This window comes from Kitasatospora sp. NEAU-69, from assembly GCF_057158765.1.
The window spans coordinates 187,316-208,781 of the sequence record NZ_JBWXUE010000009.1; the positions used below are offsets into that span (position 1 = coordinate 187,316).

The 21,466-nt window shown below is 72.6% G+C and carries 16 protein-coding genes, 3 tRNA genes and 1 pseudogene; 8 read left to right on the plus strand and 12 right to left on the minus strand.

Features of this window, described 5'->3' with window-relative positions; all coding sequences use genetic code 11:
- Positions 1–18: 18 nt before the first annotated feature.
- The 4 genes from AC060L_RS13215 to AC060L_RS13230 form a co-directional block, all read right to left on the minus strand.
- The gene (locus AC060L_RS13215; protein WP_483798870.1) at positions 19–2,766 is read right to left on the minus strand and encodes a GH92 family glycosyl hydrolase; all 2,748 of its coding nucleotides are present in this window, start codon (positions 2,764–2,766) and stop codon (positions 19–21) included.
- Between the two features lie 148 nt (positions 2,767–2,914).
- Positions 2,915–4,321: a glutamate decarboxylase gene (gene gad / locus AC060L_RS13220; protein WP_483798871.1), complete on the minus strand. Its 1,407-nt coding sequence runs from the start codon at positions 4,319–4,321 to the stop codon at positions 2,915–2,917.
- A gap of 39 nt (positions 4,322–4,360) precedes the next feature.
- Entirely contained in the window at positions 4,361–5,797 is a 1,437-nt protein-coding gene (locus tag AC060L_RS13225) for an FGGY family carbohydrate kinase (RefSeq protein WP_483798872.1), read from the minus strand.
- A 113-nt stretch (positions 5,798–5,910) separates the two neighbouring features.
- Positions 5,911–6,204, minus strand: a complete 294-nt coding sequence (locus tag AC060L_RS13230; RefSeq protein WP_483798873.1) for a hypothetical protein — start codon at positions 6,202–6,204, stop codon at positions 5,911–5,913.
- A 363-nt stretch (positions 6,205–6,567) separates the two neighbouring features.
- On the opposite strand from AC060L_RS13230, the gene AC060L_RS13235 reads away from it, so the two are divergent.
- Together AC060L_RS13235 and AC060L_RS13240 are read left to right on the plus strand one after the other, a co-directional pair.
- Positions 6,568–6,640, plus strand: a tRNA-Asn gene (locus AC060L_RS13235).
- 49 nt (positions 6,641–6,689) lie between these two features.
- A tRNA-Asn gene (locus AC060L_RS13240) sits at positions 6,690–6,762 on the plus strand.
- Between the two features lie 106 nt (positions 6,763–6,868).
- On the opposite strand, the gene AC060L_RS13245 is transcribed toward AC060L_RS13240, so the two are convergent.
- A complete protein-coding gene (locus tag AC060L_RS13245; protein WP_483798874.1) occupies positions 6,869–7,633 on the minus strand; it encodes a trypsin-like serine peptidase in 765 nt (254 codons plus the stop codon).
- 135 nt (positions 7,634–7,768) lie between these two features.
- Positions 7,769–8,656 (minus strand): trypsin-like serine peptidase, encoded by an 888-nt coding sequence (locus AC060L_RS13250; RefSeq protein WP_483798875.1) that lies wholly within the window; start codon positions 8,654–8,656, stop codon positions 7,769–7,771.
- Between the two features lie 255 nt (positions 8,657–8,911).
- Here AC060L_RS13250 and AC060L_RS13255 point away from each other — a divergent pair.
- Both AC060L_RS13255 and AC060L_RS13260 read left to right on the plus strand, forming a co-directional pair.
- Positions 8,912–8,985, plus strand: a tRNA-Ile gene (locus AC060L_RS13255).
- 204 nt (positions 8,986–9,189) lie between these two features.
- Complete coding sequence (locus AC060L_RS13260) at positions 9,190–9,588, plus strand: Cif family virulence factor (protein WP_483798876.1); 399 nt, start codon at positions 9,190–9,192, stop codon at positions 9,586–9,588.
- Positions 9,589–9,610: 22 nt separating this feature from the next.
- Here AC060L_RS13260 and AC060L_RS13265 read toward each other — a convergent pair whose 3' ends face one another.
- The 3 genes from AC060L_RS13265 to AC060L_RS13275 form a co-directional block, all read right to left on the minus strand.
- Entirely contained in the window at positions 9,611–9,901 is a 291-nt protein-coding gene (locus AC060L_RS13265) for a hypothetical protein (protein ID WP_483798877.1), read from the minus strand.
- A 56-nt stretch (positions 9,902–9,957) separates the two neighbouring features.
- Positions 9,958–11,478 carry an LCP family protein gene (locus AC060L_RS13270; protein WP_483798878.1) on the minus strand — a complete coding sequence of 507 codons (1,521 nt, stop codon included), beginning with the start codon at positions 11,476–11,478 and terminating at the stop codon, positions 9,958–9,960.
- Positions 11,479–11,745: 267 nt separating this feature from the next.
- Positions 11,746–13,746, minus strand: coding sequence for an FtsW/RodA/SpoVE family cell cycle protein (locus tag AC060L_RS13275; protein ID WP_483798879.1), 2,001 nt, complete (start codon positions 13,744–13,746; stop codon positions 11,746–11,748).
- Between the two features lie 215 nt (positions 13,747–13,961).
- Here AC060L_RS13275 and AC060L_RS13280 point away from each other — a divergent pair.
- Both AC060L_RS13280 and AC060L_RS13285 read left to right on the plus strand, forming a co-directional pair.
- Positions 13,962–14,288, plus strand: a pseudogene (locus AC060L_RS13280) (ArsR/SmtB family transcription factor); the annotation flags it as partial.
- A gap of 124 nt (positions 14,289–14,412) precedes the next feature.
- Positions 14,413–17,199, plus strand: coding sequence for an HAD-IC family P-type ATPase (locus AC060L_RS13285; protein WP_483798880.1), 2,787 nt, complete (start codon positions 14,413–14,415; stop codon positions 17,197–17,199).
- Between the two features lie 33 nt (positions 17,200–17,232).
- Here the strand turns inward: AC060L_RS13285 and AC060L_RS13290 are convergent, their stop codons facing one another.
- Complete coding sequence (locus tag AC060L_RS13290) at positions 17,233–17,703, minus strand: MarR family winged helix-turn-helix transcriptional regulator (protein ID WP_483798881.1); 471 nt, start codon at positions 17,701–17,703, stop codon at positions 17,233–17,235.
- Positions 17,704–17,825: 122 nt separating this feature from the next.
- Between AC060L_RS13290 and AC060L_RS13295 the strand changes: the two genes are divergently transcribed.
- Together AC060L_RS13295 and AC060L_RS13300 are read left to right on the plus strand one after the other, a co-directional pair.
- Complete coding sequence (locus tag AC060L_RS13295; protein WP_483798882.1) at positions 17,826–18,851, plus strand: NADP-dependent oxidoreductase; 1,026 nt, start codon at positions 17,826–17,828, stop codon at positions 18,849–18,851.
- Positions 18,852–19,247: 396 nt separating this feature from the next.
- A complete protein-coding gene (locus AC060L_RS13300) occupies positions 19,248–19,742 on the plus strand; it encodes a DUF3145 domain-containing protein (RefSeq protein WP_483798883.1) in 495 nt (164 codons plus the stop codon).
- A gap of 77 nt (positions 19,743–19,819) precedes the next feature.
- Here AC060L_RS13300 and fabF read toward each other — a convergent pair whose 3' ends face one another.
- The gene (gene fabF / locus AC060L_RS13305) at positions 19,820–21,085 is read right to left on the minus strand and encodes a beta-ketoacyl-ACP synthase II (RefSeq protein WP_483798884.1); all 1,266 of its coding nucleotides are present in this window, start codon (positions 21,083–21,085) and stop codon (positions 19,820–19,822) included.
- Between the two features lie 103 nt (positions 21,086–21,188).
- Positions 21,189–21,437 (minus strand): acyl carrier protein, encoded by a 249-nt coding sequence (locus AC060L_RS13310; protein WP_483798885.1) that lies wholly within the window; start codon positions 21,435–21,437, stop codon positions 21,189–21,191.
- Positions 21,438–21,466 lie beyond the last annotated feature (29 nt).

Consider the following 21,466-nt stretch of genomic DNA (forward strand, 5'->3'; position numbering starts at 1 on the left):
ACGGTGGCCCGATGGATCCTAGGGAACGGTCCAGCGCTGGGTGGCGCTGCCGGTGCAGTCCCAGAGCCGTAGCTGGGTGCCGACCGGGGCGCCGTCGTAGGGCAGGTCGAGGCAGCGTCCGGACGGTGGGTTGACCAGCGTGCCGTCCGGCCGCGGCCACCACTGCTGCGCGCCGGTGCCGTCGCAGGTCACCAACTGCACCGCCGTGCCGTTGCCGCTGCCGCTCTGGTTGAGGTCCAGGCAGTGGCCGAGCGCCTGGACCGTACCGTCCGAGGCGAGCGTCCACTGCTGGGCGGCGGTGCCGTTGCAGTACCAGGCCTGCACCGGGGTGCCGTTGTAGGTCTGGCTGTGGTCGACGTCCATGCACACGCCGCCGGTCCCGGTGACCGTCCCGGTGACCGGGGTGGCCGGGCCGACGTCGAAGGACGGTGGCGCGTCGGCCGCCGCCGAGCCCCACGGCGCCGGGCTGCCGCTCAGCGTGTACTCCAGGGTCCCGCCGGAGCCGACGAAGCCCTCGCCGAGCCACGGCTGCTGCGAGGCCGTGCCGTTGACCTTCAGACCGGTGACGTACGGAGTGCCGTCCGAGGCACCGGGGGCGCTGATGTCGATCACCACTCCGTTGCCGCGGGTGATCGTCACTGCCGGGAAGAGCGGGCTGGACAGGACGAGTTCGGCTCGGCCCGGCACCTGCGGGTACATCCCGAGCGCCGCCCAGACGGCCCAGGAGGACATCTCGCCGAGGTCGTCGTTGCCGGGCTCGCCGCTCGGGGTGTCGGAGAAGAGCGTGGTCAGCGCCTGGCGGACCACGGCCTGGGTGCGGTCCGGGCGGCCCGCGTAGTCGTAGAGCCACGGGTCGGCGAGCGAAGGCTCGTTGCCCAGGTAGGCGTTGGGCGCCTCGGGGCCGGCGTTGAGCTGACCGAAGTAGGCGTCCAGCCGGCTGACCACCGCCGCGTTGCCGCCGATGGCGTCGAAGAGGCCGCGCGGGTTCTGCGGGACCATCCAGGTGTACTGCGAGCTGTCGCCCTCGACGAAGCCGTTCGGCCAACTCGGGTAGAACGGCTGCCAGCTGTGGTCGGCGAAACGCGGCTGGATGTAGCGGCTGTCGATGTTGAACACGTTGCGCCAGTTCTGCGCGCGGTGCAGGTAGGTGTCGTGCACCGTGGAGTCGCCCAGACGGAGCGCGAGTTGTGAGATCGCGAAGTCGGCGCTCGCGTACTCCAGGGTCTCCGAGGCCGGCCACGGCTCGTTGCCGAGCGGGACGAATCCCTCGGCGTCGTAACTCTCGTTCCCGCTGCGTTCGTTGTCCTTGGTGGTGCCGTCCAGGGCGAGCGAGAGCAGCCCCTGGGCGTCGAAGTCGGTTGCCCCGAAGGCGTAGAGGTCGGCGGCGATGATCGGCATCGGGTCGCCGATCATCACGCCGGTGCCGCCGTTGGCCAGCGTCCAGCGGTCCAGGTAGCCGCCCTGTTCACCCTGGTTGACGATCGACTGGGCGACGTCCGAGGCCTGTTGCGGTGCGAGCAGTGCGAGCAACTGGGCCTGTGAGCGGTAGATGTCCCAGCCGGAGAAGTCGGCGTACTGGGCATGGCCGGCCGCCACCGAGTGGATCTGCCCGTCGAAACCGGCGTACTGCCCGTTCACGTCGCTCAGCACGCTGGGGTGCAGCAGCGAGTGGTAGAGCGCGGTGTAGAACGTCCCGGTGTCCTGCGCGCTGCCGCCGGCGACGGCGATCCGGCCCAGCATGCCGTCCCAGGTGGCGCGGGAGCCGGCCGCGATCTGGTCGAAGCTCTCGGAACCCTGTTCGGCCTGGAGGTTGGCCACCGCGCCGGCCGCGCTGGTGAACGAGATGCCGACGCGCGCGGTCACCGTGCGGTTCGAGGAGGTGTCGAAGGAGACCACCGCGCGCGAGCCGGTGCTGCCGGTCGTACCGGTGAACGCGTGGTCGAAGACGGCCGTGAAGTAGATCCGGTAGTGGTTGCCGGCCCCGCAGAAGCCACCGCTGTCGGTGTAGCCGGAGATCGTGCTGCCGCCGATGCTGATGCTGCCGGTGGCGCCGTAGGCCGCCGAGCCCGCGTCCACGCTGAGCGTGGCGCCCTGCCCGGCCGGATAGCCGAACCGGGCGATGCCCGTGCGCTGGGTGGCGGCCAGGTCGGTGGTCAGCCCGTTGTCGAAGGTGACCGTGTAACGGCCCGGCGAGGCCGTCTCGTTCGCGTGCGAGAAGCTCGAGTAGTCGACCGGGCCGGAGCCGAGTGCCGGCATGAACGGGATGTCCAGGTAGGCACCGCAGCCCGCGCCGGATATGTGGGTCAGGCTGAAGCCGCGGATCCGGTTGTCGTCGTGGTTGTAGCCGCCCGGCTGGTAGTCCACGGTGTCCGGGCTCCACTGGACCATACCCAGTGGCGCGGTCGCGCCGGGGAACGTGGTGCCGGCCTCGCCGCCGTTGCCGTCGTCGAACGGGCCGTGCTCGGTCCCGATGAACGGGTTCACGTACTGCGCCGGGTCGTTGACGGTCACCTTCGTGGCGGACGACGCCATCGCGGCCGAGCCGTGCGGCGGCGTGCCGGAGGCCTGCACGCAACTCGCGGTGATCAGTGCGGCACAGGCCATCAGCGCGACGCCGCCGGCGCGTCGCGAGCGCTGGAACGAGCCGGTGGCGCGTGGCGGGCGTGGCGCGCGGGCCGGGGCCGACGGGCGGGACGGGCGCTGCGGGCGCGGTGGCCGAGGGGGCCGCAGGTGGTGCGAGGTTTTCTGGCGTCGCAGGATGCGCAAGGGATCCCTCCTCCTGACTCAACGTCAGTGTGCCCACGCATAGCGTGATAACTCGGAGGATCAGTCATCTGTTCAGCACCAGTTCTCGCACCACCTGTTGACGTACCGTCAGTCGATGGTGTTGGATGCCCTCTTCATCTTCCGTGGATCAGTGGTGGAAGGCGCTCTCCGGTTCGATGCCACGGTCCTGCAGCGGCGCCGACTGCAGCTGGAGCTCGGGCAGGATCCGGGCCAGGTCCGCAAGCAGTATGTCGGCGAGGTCGATCGTGAAGCCGTTGCGGCAGACCACCCGCAGCACCGACAGGTCGGTCCGGTTCTCCGGGAAGGTGTAGGCGGGCACCTGCCAGCCGCGCTCGCGCAGCCGCCGCGAGACGTCGAAGACGTCGAAGTGGGTGATCCCGTCGGCCACCGTGAAGGCGAAGACCGGCAGTTCGTCGCCCCGGGTGAGCAGGCGGAAGGCGCCCAGCTTCTCGATGCCGAGGGCCATGTGCTGGGCGACGTGGCGGCAGGACTGCTGCACGGCGCGGTAGCCCTCGCGGCCCAGTCGCAGGAAGTTGTAGTACTGCGCGACCACTTCGGCGCCGGGCCGGGAGAAGTTCAGCGCGAAGGTCGGCATGTCGCCGCCCAGGTAGTTGACCTTGAAGACCAGCTCCTCCGGCAGCGCCTCGCGGTCGCGCCAGAGTGCCCAGCCGACGCCCGGGTAGACCAGGCCGAACTTGTGCCCGCTGGTGTTGATCGAGGCGACCCGCGGCAGCCGGAAGTCCCAGACCAGATCGGGGTCGAGGAACGGTGCCACCATGGCACCCGAGGCGCCGTCCACGTGGACCGGGATGTCCAGGCCGGTGCTGCGCTGCAACTCGTCCAGCGCGGCGCAGATCTCCTCGATCGGCTCGTAGGAGCCGTCGAAGGTGGAGCCCAGCACGCCGACGATGCCGATGGTGTTCTCGTCGCAGAGCGCCACCGCCTCGGCGGCGCCCAGGTGGTAGCGCTCGCCGTCCATCGGGACGAGGCGCATCTCCACCTCCCAGAAGTTCGCGAACTTCTCCCAGCAGACCTGGACGTTCACGCCCATGATGAGGTTGGGCTTGGCCCCGGCGTCGTAGCGGGCCTGGTTCTTGCGCATCCAGCGGCGCTTCAGGGCGAGGCCGGCCAGCATGCAGGCCTCGCTGGAACCGGTGGTGGAGCAGCCCACCGCCTGCTCCGGGTCCGGCGCGTGCCACAGGTCGGCGAGGATCGAGACGCAGCGCTTCTCCAGCTCGGCGGTCTGCGGGTACTCGTCCTTGTCGATCATGTTCTTGTCGGAGCACTCGGCCATCAGCCGGTCGGCCTCGGGCTCCATCTGGGTGGTGACGAAGGTGGCGAGGTTGAGCCTGGCGTTGCCGTCCAGCATCAGCTCGTCGTGGATCAACTGGTAAGCCGTGCGCGGCGGGATCGGGACGTGGTGCAGCCGGTGTTTCGGCGGTGCCATCCGCATCGCCCCGATGGGATCCGCCTCGCCCAACAGCGGATTGACGCTCAGTCGGTGTTCTCCGCCGTTGCCGTGGTGCAGCGCCATGCCGGGAATGCCCTTCGATCGGGAACCGATCCTCCCAAGCTAGGCCCTCTCAGCGATCTCAGGGTGGACCTGGTCACGAACCGCGCCGTATTGCTGCCGAATTGCGTTGCCGTATGGCATGTCGGGGTCGGCCTCCAGCACGACCGCGTCGGGCAGTTCCCACTGCGGCGGCTCGGGCGTGCCGGCCAGCGCCCAGGCCGCCTGACGGGCCGCGCCGCGCGCCGCGTGGTCACCGGGCGGCGGTATCACCACCGGGCAGCCGAAGACCATCGGCGCGATCTCGCGCACCGCCGCGAGCCGCCCGACCGCGCCGAGCAGCACCACCCGGCGCACCGCGACGCCCCTGGCCCGCATCGCGTCCAGCGCGTCCGCGATGTTGCACAGCATGCCCTCGACGGCCGCCCTGGCCAGGTGCTCGGCCCGCATCGCGTCGGCCCGCAGCCCGGTCAGGGTGCCCGCCGCGTGCGGCAGTCTGGGCGTGCGCTCGCCGTCCAGGTAGGGCAGCAGCACCAGCCCGTACGAGCCCGGCGAGGACTGCAGGGCCAGCTCGCTGAGGCCTTCCAGATCGCGCCCGAGCAACTGGGCGGTGGCGCGCAGCACCTGAGCGGCGTTCAGCGTGCCGACCATCGGCAGGTGGTGGCCGGTCGCGTCGGCGAACGAGGAGACCGTGCCGCTCGGATCGACCACCGGCTGCTCGTGCACGGCGAAGATGGTGCCGTTCGCGCCGAGCGAGACCACCGCGTCGCCCGGACGCAGCCCCAGGCCGAGCGCGGCGGCCATGTTCTCGCCGGTGCCGGCCGAGATCAGCAGGCCCTCGGGGGTGTGCCCGGCGGGCTCGGCGGGGCCGAGCACCTCGGGCAGTCGCAGCAGCTCGTGGCCGAGCGCGAGTTCGACCAGGTCCTGGCGGTACTCCCCGGTGATCGGCGACCAGTAGCCGGTGCCGGAGGCGTCGCCCCGGTCGGTGGTGCGCCGCTGCGGGTGGCCCAGCAACTGCCAGACCAGCCAGTCGTGCGGCAGCAGCACCTCGGCGATCCGGCGGGCGTTGGCCGGCTCGAACTCGGCGAGCCAGCGCAGCTTGGCGATCGTGTAGTTGGCGGCGGGCACCGAACCGATCGCCTCGATCCAGGCGGCCGGGCCGCCCAGCGCGTCCACCAGCGAGGCGGCCGCACCGGAGGAGCGCGGGTCGGTCCAGAGCAGTGCGGGGCGGACCAGCACACCGCCGGCGTCCAGTCCGATCATGCTGTGCTGCTGCGCGGACACGCCGATCGCCCGGACGCTCTCCAGCAGGCCGCCGGTGGCCGCCTCGCCGAGCGAGTGCAGCCAGGACTGCGGATCGGCCTCGGTGGCGCGCGCCTGGGACGCCTCGGAGGCCGGGTGCTGGGCCTTGCCCGAGCGCAGCACGGCGCCGGTGTCCGCGTCGCACGCGACGATCCTGGTGCGGAGGGTCGAGCTGTCGATGCCTGCGACGATGGCCATGGGGAGATCATGCCGCAGCCGGGGCACTGCCGGGGGCACTGCCGGTGTCGCACCGGCCAAGTGTTGCCCACTCGGTACAGCTCCGGCCCGCAGGCCGGAGGTGACGACGGGCGCTAGCGGCGCACCGTGCCCCAGCTGTCGTCCGCGTCACGTGGCCGGTTGAAGTACGGCACCCGGTCGGTGAGCGCGTTCGGCAGCCGGTCACCGACCCGGTCGGTGACCGCGCCGACCGCCTTGCCGGCGGCCGAGCCCGCGCTCTCCCGGGCCCGTTGGGTGGCGTCCTGGACCTTGGGGCTCTGCGCGAACCGCTGCGCGGCCGCCGCGATCTGCTCGTAGCGCTCGCGGCCGGCCCGGGCCCCCAGGACGTACCCGGTGGCCGCCCCCACGACGAACGTCAGCTTCCACATCTTTCGGTCTCCACCCTCTCTCGTGGCGCTCTGCCGCGATGCCCTACCCGTCCCGGCCGTCGGCGAACCGTTCGGCACGTTCCCCAGCATCCCCGGCCGCGCGCCCGGCCGCCCGCCGGACGCGCCCGGCGGGGGCGCGGCAGGGGCGCGGCGGGGGTTCCGCGGGGGCGCGGGGACGGCGCAGGAGCGGCGCGGGAGCTCGCCCGAGGGGGTGCGCGGGGGAGGCGGAAGCGGGCTCAGCAGGCGGTTCGGGGCCGGGGCCGAGATCGCCCGGCGAAAGCGATTGGCGGACCACCCCCCTGGATGCGCTAATGTATGTCCCGCAGCAAGCGCCACACAGTGTCGCCGAAGCGGACAACTCAATCCCGCATAGCTCAATTGGCAGAGCAGCCGACTGTTAATCGGCAGGTTATTGGTTCGAGTCCAATTGCGGGAGCTCAAGCAGTGCCCCGGTCTCGGCCGGTGTGCACGGCTTGTCCGGATGATCCCCCATAGCTCAATTGGCAGAGCAGCCGACTGTTAATCGGCAGGTTATTGGTTCGAGTCCAATTGGGGGAGCTCAGCAGTCGAACGCCCTCCGGTCCACCGGGGGGCGTTCGCCGTTTCCGGCCGGGCACGCGCCGGCCGTGAACGAGTGGATGACCAACGAGCGGATGACCAGTGCTCAGGCGGTCGCCTGGTCGTACAGCGCGGCGACCCGGTCGTCGAAGCTGACGCTGTAGGAGATGTCCGGCGTGTCCCCGCCCGCCTGGTAGCCGCCGATCACGCCGACCACGGTGCCGGTCCCGGTGACCGGGTCGACCCCGACCAGCCACGGGCTGCCGCTGGTGCCGTCGGTGAAGCCCCCGCAGTCGAACCGTTCCTGGGTGGAGCTCTGCGCCAGCGTCCGGGTCGAGCAGGTGATCGGCTCCTCGTGGTCGAACGGGTAGCCGGTGACCGTGACGGCCAGGTCGAAGCCGCGGTTCAGGCCGAGCACGTTGCCGCCGCCCACCGCGTCCTCGATCTGCTCCCCGCTCTGCGGGCTGACGGTGAGGAAGGCCACGTCGTACTCCGGATCGGCGCCGTCCCGCCAGTGCGGGTCCACGGTGATCTGGTTCACCGCCCAGCTTCCGTGCGGCGCGTTGCCGTTCCGGTAGCCCGGCTGGAACGCCAGGCCGCCGACCGCTCCGGTGCCGGACTGGTAGACGCAGTGCGCGGCGGTCACCAGCAGGTTGCGCTGCGGGCTGTCCACCACACTGGCCGTGCAGCCCCGGGCGCCGCCCTCGTCGGGCTGCCAGAGCACGCCGATCCGGTCGGCGGCGGCGTCGGCCGGCGCGATCATCGCGCTCCTCGCCGGGTGGTGTCCGCCCCCGCAGCCGGTCGCCGCGAGCAGCGCCGCCACGACGCCCGCCGGCACGGCGAAGCGTCGAAGGTGCCCCCGCCCGGCCATCCGGCGCCGCCTCTCGGTCGTGTCCGGCGCGGGCCGCGCCGGTCGTCGGAACCAAGATCTACCAGGCCAGGACGGTTCGACGCCAGACCCGACCGGTATTCGTGGGCCGGTGTTCACGGCCCGGTGGCGACCGGCTCAGCCGGCCGCGCGGTTGAACAGCGCCGCCACGGCATTGCCGAAGTAGCTGGTGTACGACGTGTTCGCGCTGTTGCCGCCCTGCTGGTAGCCGCCGATCACGCCGACCACGGTCCCGGTGTGGGTCTGCGGGTCGAAGTCGGTCACCCACGGGCTGCCGCTGGTGCCGCCGGTGTAGTCCGGGCAGTCGATCCGCAGCTGGGTGGCGCTCTGCCGGGTGGTCTGGTTCATGCAGGTGATCGGCACGTCGGCGCTGCTCGGGTAGCCGGTCAGCTTCACCGGCAGCTCGAAGCCCCGGTTGATGCCGAGCTTGTTCGCGCCGATCACCTGCTGCACCTGCTTGCCGCCCTGCGGCTGGACGACCGCGAAGGCCACGTCCAGATCCGGGTTCCCGCTGCTCGCCCAGCTCTGGTCCACGGTGATCGCGGCCAGCGGCCACACCCCGTTCGGCGTCTCACCACCGCGGTAGCCGGGCACGAAGACCAGGTCGCCGCGCTGCCCGACGCCCGGGTCGTAGACGCAGTGCGCGGCGGTGACGATCAGGTTCCGGCCCGCGCTGTCCACCACGCTGGCCGTGCAGAAGTGGTCGCCCGAGGCGCTGTTCGTGAACAGTGCGCCGACCAGCCCGTTGAGCGGGGTCGGCGGGGCCGTTCTGGTGGTGTCCCGGTGCCGGTCGAAGGCCTTCAGGAACCGCTCCCGGTTCCACACGTGCGAGAGGGGCGAACCGGACGCGGCGGCGGCACTCGACGCGGCGGACGAGCTCGCACCGGGCGAGGGGGTCAGCCAGAGCGCCCCGGCCGACTTGCCGTCACCGGAGCCGCAGCCCGCCACGGCCGCCGGGACCACCAGGGCGACCGCCAGCCCGAGTGCCAGCCTGCGCGCTGCCATGCCGCTCCCTCCGTCGCTCCTCGGCCCAGCCTCACCCAGCCGAAAGCGCCCCGCCACCCAGCCTCGCCACCCAGCCCCCGCGCCCCCGCCCGGGCCGCCGCCACCTGCGGAGGGCCCGGGGAGCGCACTCGTGGTGCGCCCCCCGGCGCGCACCACGGCTGATCGACCGGATATGCTGCCCGAGGCGGCCCAGCAGGGCCGTCTGTGCTGCGGTGGAGGGCCACGGTGGTGGCCGGAAGTCCAACGCGGCGAGTCGGGGCGGTAGCTCAGCCGGTTAGAGCAGGGGACTCATAATCCCTGGGTCGTGGGTTCGAGTCCCACCCGCCCTACTTTGAATCCTGATGGATCATCACCGGAATCCGGGCCCTGACCTGCGCAAACGCCCCGGCCTCTGCCGCAGATCGTAGAGTATGGACAGGTGCGCACCAAGGGCGCCTCGCCGGGATTCACTCGTATGGGCTGCCTTCGGCGCCCACGGCACGGCCGGGTCCGCCGCAGCCCCCGCCCGATCAGGCCGCTGTTACTGTCCCGCCATGTCCAAGAGCGAGATAGACGCGTTGACCGCCGACTTCTTCGGCGCCTTCGACAACCGGGGCGGCAAGACCGCCGACGTGGGCCGGATCCGGCGGCTGATGCTGCCGGGCGGTGTGATCGTGCTGACCGGCCCGCAGTTCACCAGCTACACCGTGGAGGAGTTCATCGCGCCGCGTGAGCAGGTGCTGAGCGAGGGCCGGCTGGTCGAGTTCAGCGAGTGGGAGACGTCCGAGCGCACCGACATCGTGGGTGACATCGCCTCCCGGTTCGGCGAGTACCGCAAGTCCGGGGTCCTGGACGGTGAGCCGTTCGAGGGCGGCGGGACCCAGACGATCCAGTTCGTCCGCACCTCCGAGGGCTGGCGGATCGCCGCGTTCTCCTGGTACGACCAGCCCTGACGCCGCGCGCCGGCGCGGGCCGTCAGGGTTGGTCGGTCGGATCGGTCGCGCGGCTGAGCCACCGGGCGCCGCGGGCGAAGGCGGCCCGGCGGCGCTGGCGGGCCGAGACCAGCCGGGTCTGCGGCGGGATCACGGCGGTGCTCGGGCGGGCCAGGTCGGACAGCCGGCGGGCGGCCTCGGAGAGCCGTGCGAGCAGTCGCCGGCGACGGGCCGGGTCGGTGGTGTGCAGCAGGGCGGTGTGCAGGCCCTCGATCTCGGCCACCGCGGCGGCCAGCCGCAGTCGGGCGGCGGTCTCGCGCTCCCCCGAAGGCATCGACGGGGTCTCCTTCCGTAGGTTCGGATCAGTCGAGTACGGGCTTTGACATGTGGTCAGGAGCCGTACGTCAGGCCGGTGCAGGGGTCCGCGTCGGCGGGTCTGGTGTTCTGCGCGATCCCGCCCGGGAGCCCGCTCGGGAGCCCGCTCGGAGGAGCGCTCGGTGCCGAGGGGGAGGCGGCGGCTGCGGCGGCCGTCGCGTAGTCCTCGCCGAGGATCACCGTCAGGCCCTCACCCTGCTGGTCGGGCTGGGTCTGCGCACCGGGAAAGGCGAGCGCGAGCTGCGCGGCGTCGGCCTGGCGGCCCGGCGGGTAGCTGATCGTGGTGACGGCGTGGGCGATCGCGCCGTCACCCGCGCTGACGTCCTGGTAGCCGAGCGCGCGCAGTTGCTGCGCCGCCTTGAGCGAGAGGCCGTACGTCCGGGTGCTGTTCTGCACGGTGACCGCCGCGCCGAGGTCACCGCTCGGCGGGACCGCCGGTGAGGCGGCTGCGGACGGCGAGGCCGCCGTGCCGGTGCTCCGGCCGTCGAGGGTACGGTCCTGGCGCAGCAGCGTCCACAGGGTATCCACGTCGGGGTGGATCAGGGCCACCCGGTCGCCGGCGTAACGCCAGGGCGCGGTGACGAAGTTGACGCCGGCGAGCTTGATGCCGCTGAGCGACTGGAGGAACGAGACGAGCTTCATCGGTGTGCCCAGGTCCGCGTCGACGGTGAGCGACCTGGTCGCCGCGTCGGCGAGCGGGAGTAACGTGGTGAGGTCGAAGCCCTGGTCCTGCACCTTCTTGGTCAGGGCCGCGAGGAAGGCCTGCTGACGGCGCATCCGGCCGATGTCCGAGCCGTCGCCGATCCCGTGCCGGGCCCGCACGTAGTCCAGCGCCTGCTGGCCGGCCACGGTCTGCCGGCCGCGCTTCAGGTGGATGCCGTAGCCGTCCACGTCGTTCGGCACGCAGACCGGGACGCCGCCGACCGCGTCGGTGATCGAGGCGAAGCCCTTGAAGTCCACCACCACGGTGTGGTCGACCCGCAGGCCGGTCAGCGTCTCCACGGTGTTCTGCGAGCAGGCCGGGTTGCCCTGGGCGCCCGCGCCGATCCCGAACGCGGAGTTGAACATCTGCTCGTGCTGCGGGCTGGTCCACTTGCCGTTCGGCAGCAGGCAGGGCGGGATGTCCACCAGTGCGTCGCGCGGGATCGAGACGCCGACGGCGTGCCGGTGGTCGGCGTAGACGTGCAGCAGGATCGCGGTGTCCGAGTTGCCGGGGCCGATGCCGCCGCCGGCCAGCTCCTCGTTGCCGGCCGCCCGGCTGTCCGAGCCGAGCAGCAGGACGTTCACGGGGCGGCCGCCGGCGGCGTCGGCGGGGCCGGCCGGTGGGCGGTCGCCGGAGATGCCGGCACGGTCGAAGACGTTCAGGTTGCCACCCAGGCGCTGGTAGAACCAGGCGCCGGTGCCGGCGGTGAGCAGCACCAGCGCGGCGCAGGTCAGGCCGGCGATCTTCGCGACACGGCGCCGCCGCGGGTGGGTGACGGCGGGCGTCGTGGCGGGCGCGGGCCCTAGGCTGGGGCCGGCCTCGGGGTCGGTCATCAGGGTCTCCGTGCGGTCGCCGGCGGGCCGGGGCTCGTTGCTCAGATCCTTGGCTCGTGCTCAGATATGACAGATGGTCCAACAGTCCGGTTGCACAGTTGCGCAATTTAGCAAGTATTGCGCGGCGTGCAAACCCGGGGGACACCGCCAACCGGGTGGGACGGCGGCAGTCGGACGGGGCCGGGGAGGTACGCCGACGGCCGTCCGGTGGACCACCGGACGGCCGCGGGATCGGCTCGGATCGGCTGGCTCAGCCGCCGTGTCGGGTCAGTAGTGCTGGCCGTTGCCCTGCTGCTGCTGCTGCTGCTGCTGCTGCTGCTGCTGCTGCTGGTCGGTCGGGCCGGGGTGGCCGGGCTGCCCGGCCTGGTACGGCAGGCCGGCGCCGTAGCTCTGCTCGCCCTGGCTGTACGGGGAGCCGCCGTAGGGAGCCCCCTGGGTGTAGGACGAGTCCTGGGCGTACGGCGAGCCCTGGGCGTAGGGGGCACCTTCCTGGTACGGCGAGGGCTGCTGGTAGGGCGAAGCCTGGGGGTATCCCGGCTCGGCCGTGAACCCGGTCTCGGTGGCCGACTGGTACTCGGGCACCGAGGTGTCGGTCAGCGACAGGTTGCCGACGCCCGGCGCCGCCTCGCCCGCACCCGCACCTGTACCCGGGGCTGCGCCCTCGTCGGGTCCGCCCGGCCCGCCCAGCGTCTGCCCGCCCGTCGGCTGCCCGCCCAGCGTGCCGTTCGGGCCGGCGGCGTCCGCCCCGTCGCTCTGCCGCGACGACCCCGTCGCGCTGCCGTGCAGCGTCGCCGCGCCGTACGCCGGCGCCTCGGCGGCGGCCGCGCCGACCTGGCCGGGCACCGCCGCGGCCGGCTGCGGGATCGGCGCGATCGTGCCGGACGGTTCCGGCTCGGGCTCCAGCTGGGTCCGTCCGGCGGCGTCGCTCAGCTTGATCAGCAGTCCGACCAGCAGCCAGTTCGAGGTCGTCGAGGACCCACCGGCCGCCAGGAACGGCAGCGCCTTGCCGGTCAGCGGGATCAGCCCGCTGACGCCGCCGACCACGACGAAGACCTGCAGCGCGATCGACGCCGAGAGCCCGGTCGCGAGCAGCTTGCCGAACGGGTCGGTCAGCGTCAGCGCGGTCTTCAGGCCGCGCTGGATGAAGAGCACGTAGACCAGCAGCACCGCCGTCACGCCGGCCAGGCCGAGCTCCTCGCCGACCGTGGTGAAGATGAAGTCGCTTCGCCCGGCGAAGCCGACCATCCACGGCCGGCCCTGCCCGAGGCCGGTGCCGAGCAGGTGCCCGGTGCCGAAGCTGAACAGCGCCTGGGCCGGCTGGTCGGAGATCAGCGCCGCGTTGTGGTGCGGCTTGTAGATGTCCAGCGGGTGCAGCCACGCCTCGACGCGGCCGTGCACGTGCGGCTCCAGCGTGCCGACCAGCGCCGCGCCGCCGACCGCCATGATCAGGCCGAGCACCGTCCAGCTGGTCCGTTCGGTGGCGACGTAGAGCATCACGATGAAGACGCCGAAGAAGATCAGCGAGGTGCCCAGGTCGCGCTCGAAGATCAGCACCAGCAGGCTGATCACCCAGATCGCCAGCACCGGCCCGGCGTTGCGCCCGCGCGGCAGGCTCAGGCCGAGGAACTTGCGGCCGACCAGCGCCAGCGCGTCCCGGCTGACCATCAGGTAGCCGGCGAAGAAGATGCAGATCGCGAGCTTGACGAACTCGTCCGGCTCCAGCGTGATGCCGGGCAGCCGGATCCAGCGCTTGGCGCCGAAGTTGGCGGCGTCGCCGGGGAAGAACGCGGGCGCCATCAGCAGCACCAGCGCGCCGACCATCAGGATGTAGACGTATCGCTGGAAGAACCGGTGGTGCTTGACCAGCGCGATCAGCGCGACGGCGACCGCGACCGAGATGAAGATCCACATCACCTGCGACGGGGCGGCCGGCAGGGCCTGGTAGTTGCCCTTGTCCACGATCGCGTAGGACTCGTCGAGCCGGTGCAGCAGCACCAGGCCGAACCCGGTGAGCAGCACCGCCGACGGCAGGATCAGCGGGTCGGCGTACGGCGCCCACCGCCGCACGGCGAGGTGCGCGGCGCCGATCAGCGCGGCGAACATCGCGCCGTAGACCAGCAGGCCCGGCGGGAGCTTGTCGTTCATCGCCTCGTCGGCGGCGATGTACGCGAAGAGGCAGACCAGGAGGGCGAAGGCCAGGAAGACCAGTTCCAGGTTGCGGCGCCGGTCGGCTCCGCGACGCCCCTCGGTCCGCTGGCTGCCTATCACACGAACTCCCCACCGGCACGGCACTATGGACCGCCGAATTCTCGCACGTCCGCGATGGCGCGCAGGCCACCGGCCTGGATCGGGCGAGCTGCCGATGCCCCTGCACACGCGTGAGCGACGCGGTTAGACTGAGCCGCTCCGCGGGGCGGGGCAGGCGGTGAAGCCCCCGCGCGGCGCCGGTACCGCAAGCTCACCCGAGGGAGAAGGCGATAAGGATGACGGGCTGGAACAGGCTCGACGACCCGTCGCCGCCACTCCTCCAACAGGCCGCGGCCTCCTTCGGCCTGCTCGCCTCCACGATGCGGTTGCACATCGTCTGGGTGCTGACCCAGGGCGAGGCTGACGTCGGCACGCTGGCGGACCGGGTCGGCGGCACGCTCCAGGCGGTCAGCCAGCACCTGGCCAAGCTCAAGCTGGCCGGCATGGTCACCAACCGCCGCGAGGGACGCCGCCAGGTGTACGGCGTTGACGACCCGCAGGTCGCGACGCTGGTCCGGCTGATGATCGAGAAGCTCGACACCTCCAGCGGTGACACCGGCGCCGGCCGCTACCCGAGCAGCGCCGACGGTACGAGCGGTGTGAGCGGTCACGGTGTGAGCGGTCAGGGTGGGCCGGGCGGCGACCGGTTCTCCGGTGGCGCCGAGATCCGCAGGTTCCGGAGCAGCGGTGCCTGAGGACGGGGCACGCCTGCTCCCGTTCCCCGAGCGCCGGCCCAGGCCAGGCGCCGGTGCCGCGACGGCTCCGGTCGAGGCCGACGAGCTCCGGGCGCAGCTCGCGCTCCAGCCGCTGACCCGGCTCCAGGCACTGCGCGCGCTGGCCGCCTCGCCGCGCGGCCTGACCGAGGCCGAGGCCGAGGTGCGGCTGGCCGAGCACGGCGAGAACACCGTGCTGCCGCCGCCCGAGCCCGCCTGGCGGCACCGGGTGCTGGTCCCGCTGACCGACCCGTTCGCCGCGCTGCTGGCCGGCCTGGCCATGGTCTGCGCGCTGATCGGCTCCTTCGGTAGCGCGGCGATACTCGGCACCCTGGTGCTGACCGCCTGTCTGCTCCGGTTCCTCGGCGAGCGGCGTACGGCGCACGCGCTGCGCGCGTTGCGCGCTCTGGTGCCGAGCACCGTGACCGTGCTGCGCCGGTTCGACGACGCCGAGCTGCCGGAGCCCCGGGAGATCCCGGTCGAGCAGCTGGTGCCGGGCGACGTGGTGCGCCTGGTCGCCGGTGACGCCGTCCCGGCCGACCTGCGGCTGCTGCGCGCCGAGGGGCTGCTGGTGGACCAGTCCGCGCTGACCGGCGAGAGCACGCCGGTCGAGCGGCTGCCCGGCGATCTGCCCGGCCATCTGTCAGCGGGCCCGGCGAGCACGGCAGGCGCGGTGGGCCCGGCGGCGCGACCGCGCGGACCGTTCGACCAGCCACAGCTCTGCCACGCCGGCAGCCGGGTGGTCAGCGGCAGCGCGACCGCCGTGGTGCTGGCGACCGGCGCCGCGACCCGGTTCGGTGCCGCGCACCGCACCCAGCCCGCCGGACCCGGCGGCCGGCCCGAGCGCGGCCGCTCGGCGGTCGAGCGCGGGGTGCGCCGTGCGGTGCTGGCACTGGTCCTCTTCATGCTCGCCGCCGTCCCGGCGACGGTCGGCGCGGACACCCTGCTGCACGGTTGGAGTGGCGGGCTACTGCCGTTCGCGGTGGCGTCGGCGGTCGGCCTGACCCCGGAGCTGCTGCCGCTGGTGCTCAGCGCGGTGCTGGCCCGCGGCAGCCACCAGCTGGCGGCGGATGGCCTGCTGGTGCGCCGGCTGCCGGCGGTCAGCGAGATCGGTGCGCTGGACGTGCTCTGCGTCGACAAGACCGGCACGCTGACCACCGGCGAGCCGATCGTCGCCGGTTCGCTCGATCCGTTCGGCGAGCCGGACCCGAGCCCGTTGCGCTGGGCGGCGCTGGCCGCCGAGGCCGTCCTGCTGGAGGCCGAGCCCGGCCTGCTCGACCCCGCCGACGAGGCGCTGCTGACCGCCGCCGACGCGGACGGCCTGCTGGACGGGCCGCTGCCCGCGGTGCTCGCGGCGATCCCGTTCGACCCGGTCCGGCGCCGGGCCGGCGCGGTGCTGCGCGAGCGCGGTCGGCGCCTGCTGGTGCTCAAGGGCGCGCCCGAGGCGATCCTGGACCGTTGCACGACGCTGGCCCGGGGTGGGGTCGCGGGCGACGACCCGCGCGAGGACCTGCTGCCGATCGACACCGCGACCCGGGCCGCGCTGCTCCGCCTGGTCGCCGACCGCGCGGACCAGGGCCTGCGGCTGCTCGCGGTGGCCCGCGCCGAGGGCCCGGCCCGGCTCGGGCCGCACCGCCCGGCCGACGAGTGCGCCATGACGCTGCTCGGCTTCGTGGCGCTGCAGGACGAGGCGGTCGACTCGGCGGCCGAGGCGCTGGCCGTGCTGGCCGAGGCCGGGGTCGGCGTCACGCTGCTCACGGGCGACCACCCGCAGACCGCACTGCGGCTGGCGCGCGGCCTGGGCCTGCCGCCCGGCCCGGTGCTGCTCGGCGACGAGCTGGCCGCGCTCGGTGCGGCGCAGCTCGCCGCCGCGGCCGCCGACGGTGCGCTCTTCGCCCGCTGCACCCCGGAGCAGAAGGCGCTCGTGGTGCGGGCGCTGCGGGCGGACGGCCGGACCGTCGGGTTCCTCGGCGACGGCGTCAACGACATCCCCGCGCTGCGCGCCGCCGACCTGCCGATCAGCGCGGGCAGTGCGGTCGGCGCCGTCCGCGAGTGGGCCGACCTGGTGCTGGAGGGGCCGGACCTGGCGCTGCTCGGCCGGGCGGTGGCGGTCGGCCGGGGCGCGGTGACCCGGGTCGGTGCCTATCTGCGGATCGCGCTCTCCTGCAACCTCGGCAACGCCGTCTCGATGCTGGTCGGCGGTGTGATGCTGCCGTTCCTGCCGATGCAGCCCGCCCAGGTGCTGCTGCAGAACCTCTTCTTCGACGCGGCCCAGCTCTCGTTCGCGGTGAGCGGGCGGGCGGCGCCGGCCGGGGCGCGGCCGGTCAAGCTGCGCTGGGGCACGCTGGCGATCTTCGCGGTCGTCTTCGGGCTGCTCAACTCGGCCGCCGACCTCGCGATGTTCGCGACCATGCGCGGGGTGACGCACGGATTCTCGGTGCCGGACGCGGAGGCGATGTTCCACACAGCGTGGTTCACCGAGAACCTGGTCACCCAGGCGCTCGCACTGCCAGTGCTGTACGGGCTGAGCCGCACCCGGCCGCGCCCGCCGCGCGCGGTCTGGTGCGCGGCGGGCGTGCTGGCGCTGGTCGGGCTGCTGCTGCCGGCGTCACCGCTGGGCGAGCTGCTCGGCTTCGAGGAGCTGCCGCTGGGCGCGTACGGGCCGCTGGCCCTGGTGGTCTCCGGCTACGCGGGCCTGCTCTGGGCCGGGCGCTCGCTCTGGCGGCTGTACACGAGCCGCACCGCGCGGACCCAGCTCTGAGCGGGCCCGCTCAGCCCTGAGCGGTCGGACCCGTCAGACGTTCGCGCCGGTCAGCATCCGGCGCAGCATGTCCCGCAGAGTGGTGCGCTCATCCTCGGCGAGCGCGGCGAGCGGCTCCCGGGCGAAGTTCAGCGACTCGCGCAGGTCCTCGTTCGCGACCTGGCCCGCGTCGGTGGCGGCGACCAGCTTGACCCGGCGGTCCTGCGGATCGGCCTGCCGGGTGACGAAGCCGCGCGCCTCCAGCCGGTCCACGATGCCGGTGATGTTGGACGGCTCGCAGCTCAGCGTCTGCGCGATCTGGCGCATCGGCATCGGGCCGCGGCGCAGCAGCGCGAGCACCTTGGCCTGCGCGCCGGTCAGCGAGCGGGCGGCGGCGGCCTCCTCGTACTCGCGGTGGAAGAGCGCGACCAGGCCCGCCAGCAGGTCGACGACCTCTCGGGTGAGGTCGTCGGCCGAGGCGCCGACCGCGGGCGCGGCCTGGGTGGGATCAGCTTGGCTCGTCATGCGTCCAGTCTACCTGAATATTTGACAACCTGAACCTTTCATGTCCATCGTTGCTTCAGCGGCTCAACCTTTCAGGTGGAGCGGCGACACCGGCAACAGAGAGCCCAGCAAGGAGCAGTCCGATGGCAGAGCAGCCCGTACCCGCCGCAGCCCGCGAGTGGCACCTGAAGGCCCGCCCGAGCGGCTGGCCGGTCCCCGCCGACTTCGACCTGGTCGAGGCGCCGGTCCGCCGCCCCGAGCCCGGCGAGGTCGTGGTCCGCAACGCCTTCCTCTCGGTCGACCCGTACATGCGCGGCCGGATGAACGACGTGAAGTCCTACGCCCCGCCGTACCAGCTCGGCGCGCCGATGGACGGCGGCGCGGTCGGCTACGTGGTGGCCTCGGCGGCCGAGGGCTTCGAGGTCGGCGACGCCGTGCTGCACGGCCAGGGCTGGCGGGAGTACGCGACCGTCGCGGTCAAGCACGCGGTGAAGGTGGACCCGGCGCACGCGCCGCTCTCGTACTACCTCGGCGTGCTCGGCATGCCCGGCATGACCGCCTACGCCGGTCTGGTCTCGGTGGCCCGGATCAAGGAGGGCGACGTCGTCTTCGTCTCCGGCGCGGCCGGCGCGGTCGGCTCGCTGGTGGGCCAGATCGCCCGGCTCAAGGGTGCCTCCCGGGTGATCGGCTCGGCCGGCTCGGCGGCGAAGGTGGCCAAGCTGGTGGACGACTACGGCTTCGACGCCGCGTTCAACTACAAGGACGGACCGGTCCGCGAGCAGCTCGAGAAGGCGGCGCCGGAGGGCATCGACCTCTACTTCGACAACGTCGGCGGCGAGCACCTGGAGGCCGCGATCGGCGCGCTCAACGTGCACGGCCGGGCGGTGCTCTGCGGCGCGATCGCGCAGTACAACGACACCACGGCGCCGGCCGCTCCGCGCAACCTGGCCATGGCGATCGGCAAGCGGCTGCGCCTGGAGGGCATGCTGGTCGGCGACCACGCCGCGCTGCAGCCGCAGTTCGTCGCCGAGGTCGCGGGCTGGCTGAAGGACGGCAGCCTGCACTACGACGAGACCGTGGTGGACGGCGTGGAGCACACCGTCGAGGCCTTCATCGGCCTGCTCGGTGGCGAGAACACCGGCAAGATGGTGGTCCGCCTCGCCGACTGACGGCTCGGCTGACGCAGCGTCAGAACACCGCGCGCCCCGGCGGACCGCAAGGTCGGTTGGGGCGCGCGGGCTTGTGTGCGCGACCCCGACTGGCTGATTCCAGCCGGTTCCGACGGAGCGTCAGACGTGTTGGCGCGCCGCGCGATAGCGTGACCGCACCGCCGCAGCGCACCACGATGGGGCCGTTCGGGGGAGAGATACCGATCAGGGGTAGACCTCCCTGCGGAACTGACTACCATGGTTCAAGCCTGTCCGTTTTGCTCAAGTTAGTTACCTAATGTCGATTGACTTGAGTGCTCATCGGACAGGAGTCGGCCAAGTGGCGCCCAGGACCAACCGGCCACCGGCACGAGGCAGCTGGGGAAGGCGACCCTCGTCCACAGCCTGGAGGTCCCGGTGACGACACGTGGAGTCCTGTACATCCACTCCGCGCCCCGCGCGCTGTGCCCGCACGTCGAATGGGCGGTGGCGGGCGTGCTAGGCGTGCGGGTCAGCCTCGACTGGATCCGCCAGCCGGCCGCGGCCGGCCAGTGGCGCTCGGAGTTCTCCTGGCAGGGCGAGGTGGGCACCGCGTCCCGGCTCGCCTCCGCGCTGCGCGGCTGGCAGTTGATGCGCTACGAGGTGACCAGCGAGCCGTGCGCCGGCGTCGAGGGTGAGCGGTTCAGCAGCACCCCGGCGCTGGGCATCTTCCACGCCCTGACCGGGATCCACGGGGACATCCTGATCCCCGAGGACCGGCTGCGCGCCGTGCTGCTGCGGGCGCGCAGCGAGGGCACCGACCTGGAGGCCGAGCTGTCCAGGCTGCTCGGCAAGCCGTGGGACGACGAGCTGGAGCCGTTCCGCTACGCGGGCGAGGGCGCCCCGGTGCGCTGGCTGCACCAGGTCGTCTGAACGCGAGGTCGTCTGAACGCACCGAAGGGGCCCGCCTGCGCGAGCCCCTTCAGTCATACGGTCATTCGGTCATTCGGTCAGACGGTGCGGAAGGCCAGCACCACGTTGTGGCCGCCGAAGCCGAACGAGTTGTTCAGCGCGGCGATCTGGCCGGCCGGCAGCTCACGCGGCTCGAAGCGCACGATGTCGGCGTCCACCTCGTCGTCCAGGTCCTCGACGTTGATCGTCGGCGGGGCCAGCCGGGTGTGCAGCGCGAGCACGGTGGCGACCGTCTCGATGCCGCCCGCGCCGCCCAGCAGGTGGCCGGTCATCGACTTGGTGGCCGAGATCGCGACGTGGTTCAGGTGCTCGCCGAGCTCCTTGCGCAGCGCCTTGATCTCCGCGACGTCGCCCTGCGGGGTCGAGGTGGCGTGCGCGTTGACGTGCACCACCTCGGCCTTGTCCAGGCCGGTCTGCTCGAACAGGTGGGCCAGCGCGCGGGCCACGCCGGAGCCGGTCGGCTCGGGCTGGGCGATGTGGTGGGCGTCCGAGGAGAGGCCCTGGCCGACCGCCTCGCAGTAGACCCGGACGCCGCGCTTGGCGGCGTGCTCGGCCGACTCCAGCACGACCACGCCGGCGCCCTCGCCGAGCACGAAGCCGTCGCGGGCCTTGTCGTACGGGCGGGACGCGCGCTGCGGCTCGTCGTTGTTCTTGGACATCGCCATCATGTTGGCGAACGCCACGATCGGCAGCGGGTGGATCGCCGCCTCGGTGCCGCCGGCCACTACGACGTCGGCGCGGCCGGTGCGGATCATCTCGATCGCGTAGCCGATCGCCTCGGCGCCGGAGGCGCAGGCGGAGACGGGGGTGTGCACACCGGCCCGGGCGCCGACCTCGATGCCGACGTTGGCGGAGGGGCTGTTCGGCATCAGCATCGGCACGGTGTGCGGGGAGACCTTGCGGACGCCCTTCTCCTTGAGCACGTCGTACTGGTCGAGCAGCGTGGTGACGCCACCGATGCCGGACGCGATCACGGCGCCCAGGCGCTCGGGGGCGAGCTCGGAGGACTCGTCGGTGGCGGAAGTCTTGAAGCCGGCGTCGGCCCACGCCTCGCGGGCCGCGATCAGCGCGAACTGCGCCGAGCGGTCCAGCTTGCGGGTGAGCGGCCGGGGCAGCACCTCGCCCGGGTCGACCGCGGTGCGCGCGGCGATCCGGACCGGGAGCTCGGCGGCCCATTCCTCGGTCAGCGCACTGACGCCGGAACGGCCGGCGAGCAGTCCCTCCCAGGTGGTGGCGGCGTCGCCGCCCAGCGGCGTGAAGGCGCCGATGCCCGTGACGACCACGGTGCGGTTTTCAGCGGTCACTGGTGTTCTTCTCTCACTGTGCGGGGGATGTGCGGCCGACCTGGAAGGACGGAGGGGTGGGGCTCCGGTGGGAGCGGCTGGCTGCCGCTCCCACCGGGAGGGATCAGGCCTGGTGCTTGAGGATGTAGTCCGCGGCGTCGCCGACCGTCTTGAGGTTCTTGACGTCCTCGTCCGGGATCTTGACGTCGAAGCGCTCCTCAGCGGCCACGACGACCTCGACCATGGACAGCGAGTCGACGTCCAGGTCGTCGGTGAAGGACTTCTCGATCTGAACGTCCTCGACCGGGATGCCCGCGATCTCGTTGACGATCTCGGCGAGGCCCTCGATGATCTCTTCCTGCGTGGCCGCCATCTGGCTGCTCCTCATGTGAAGGTGATTCG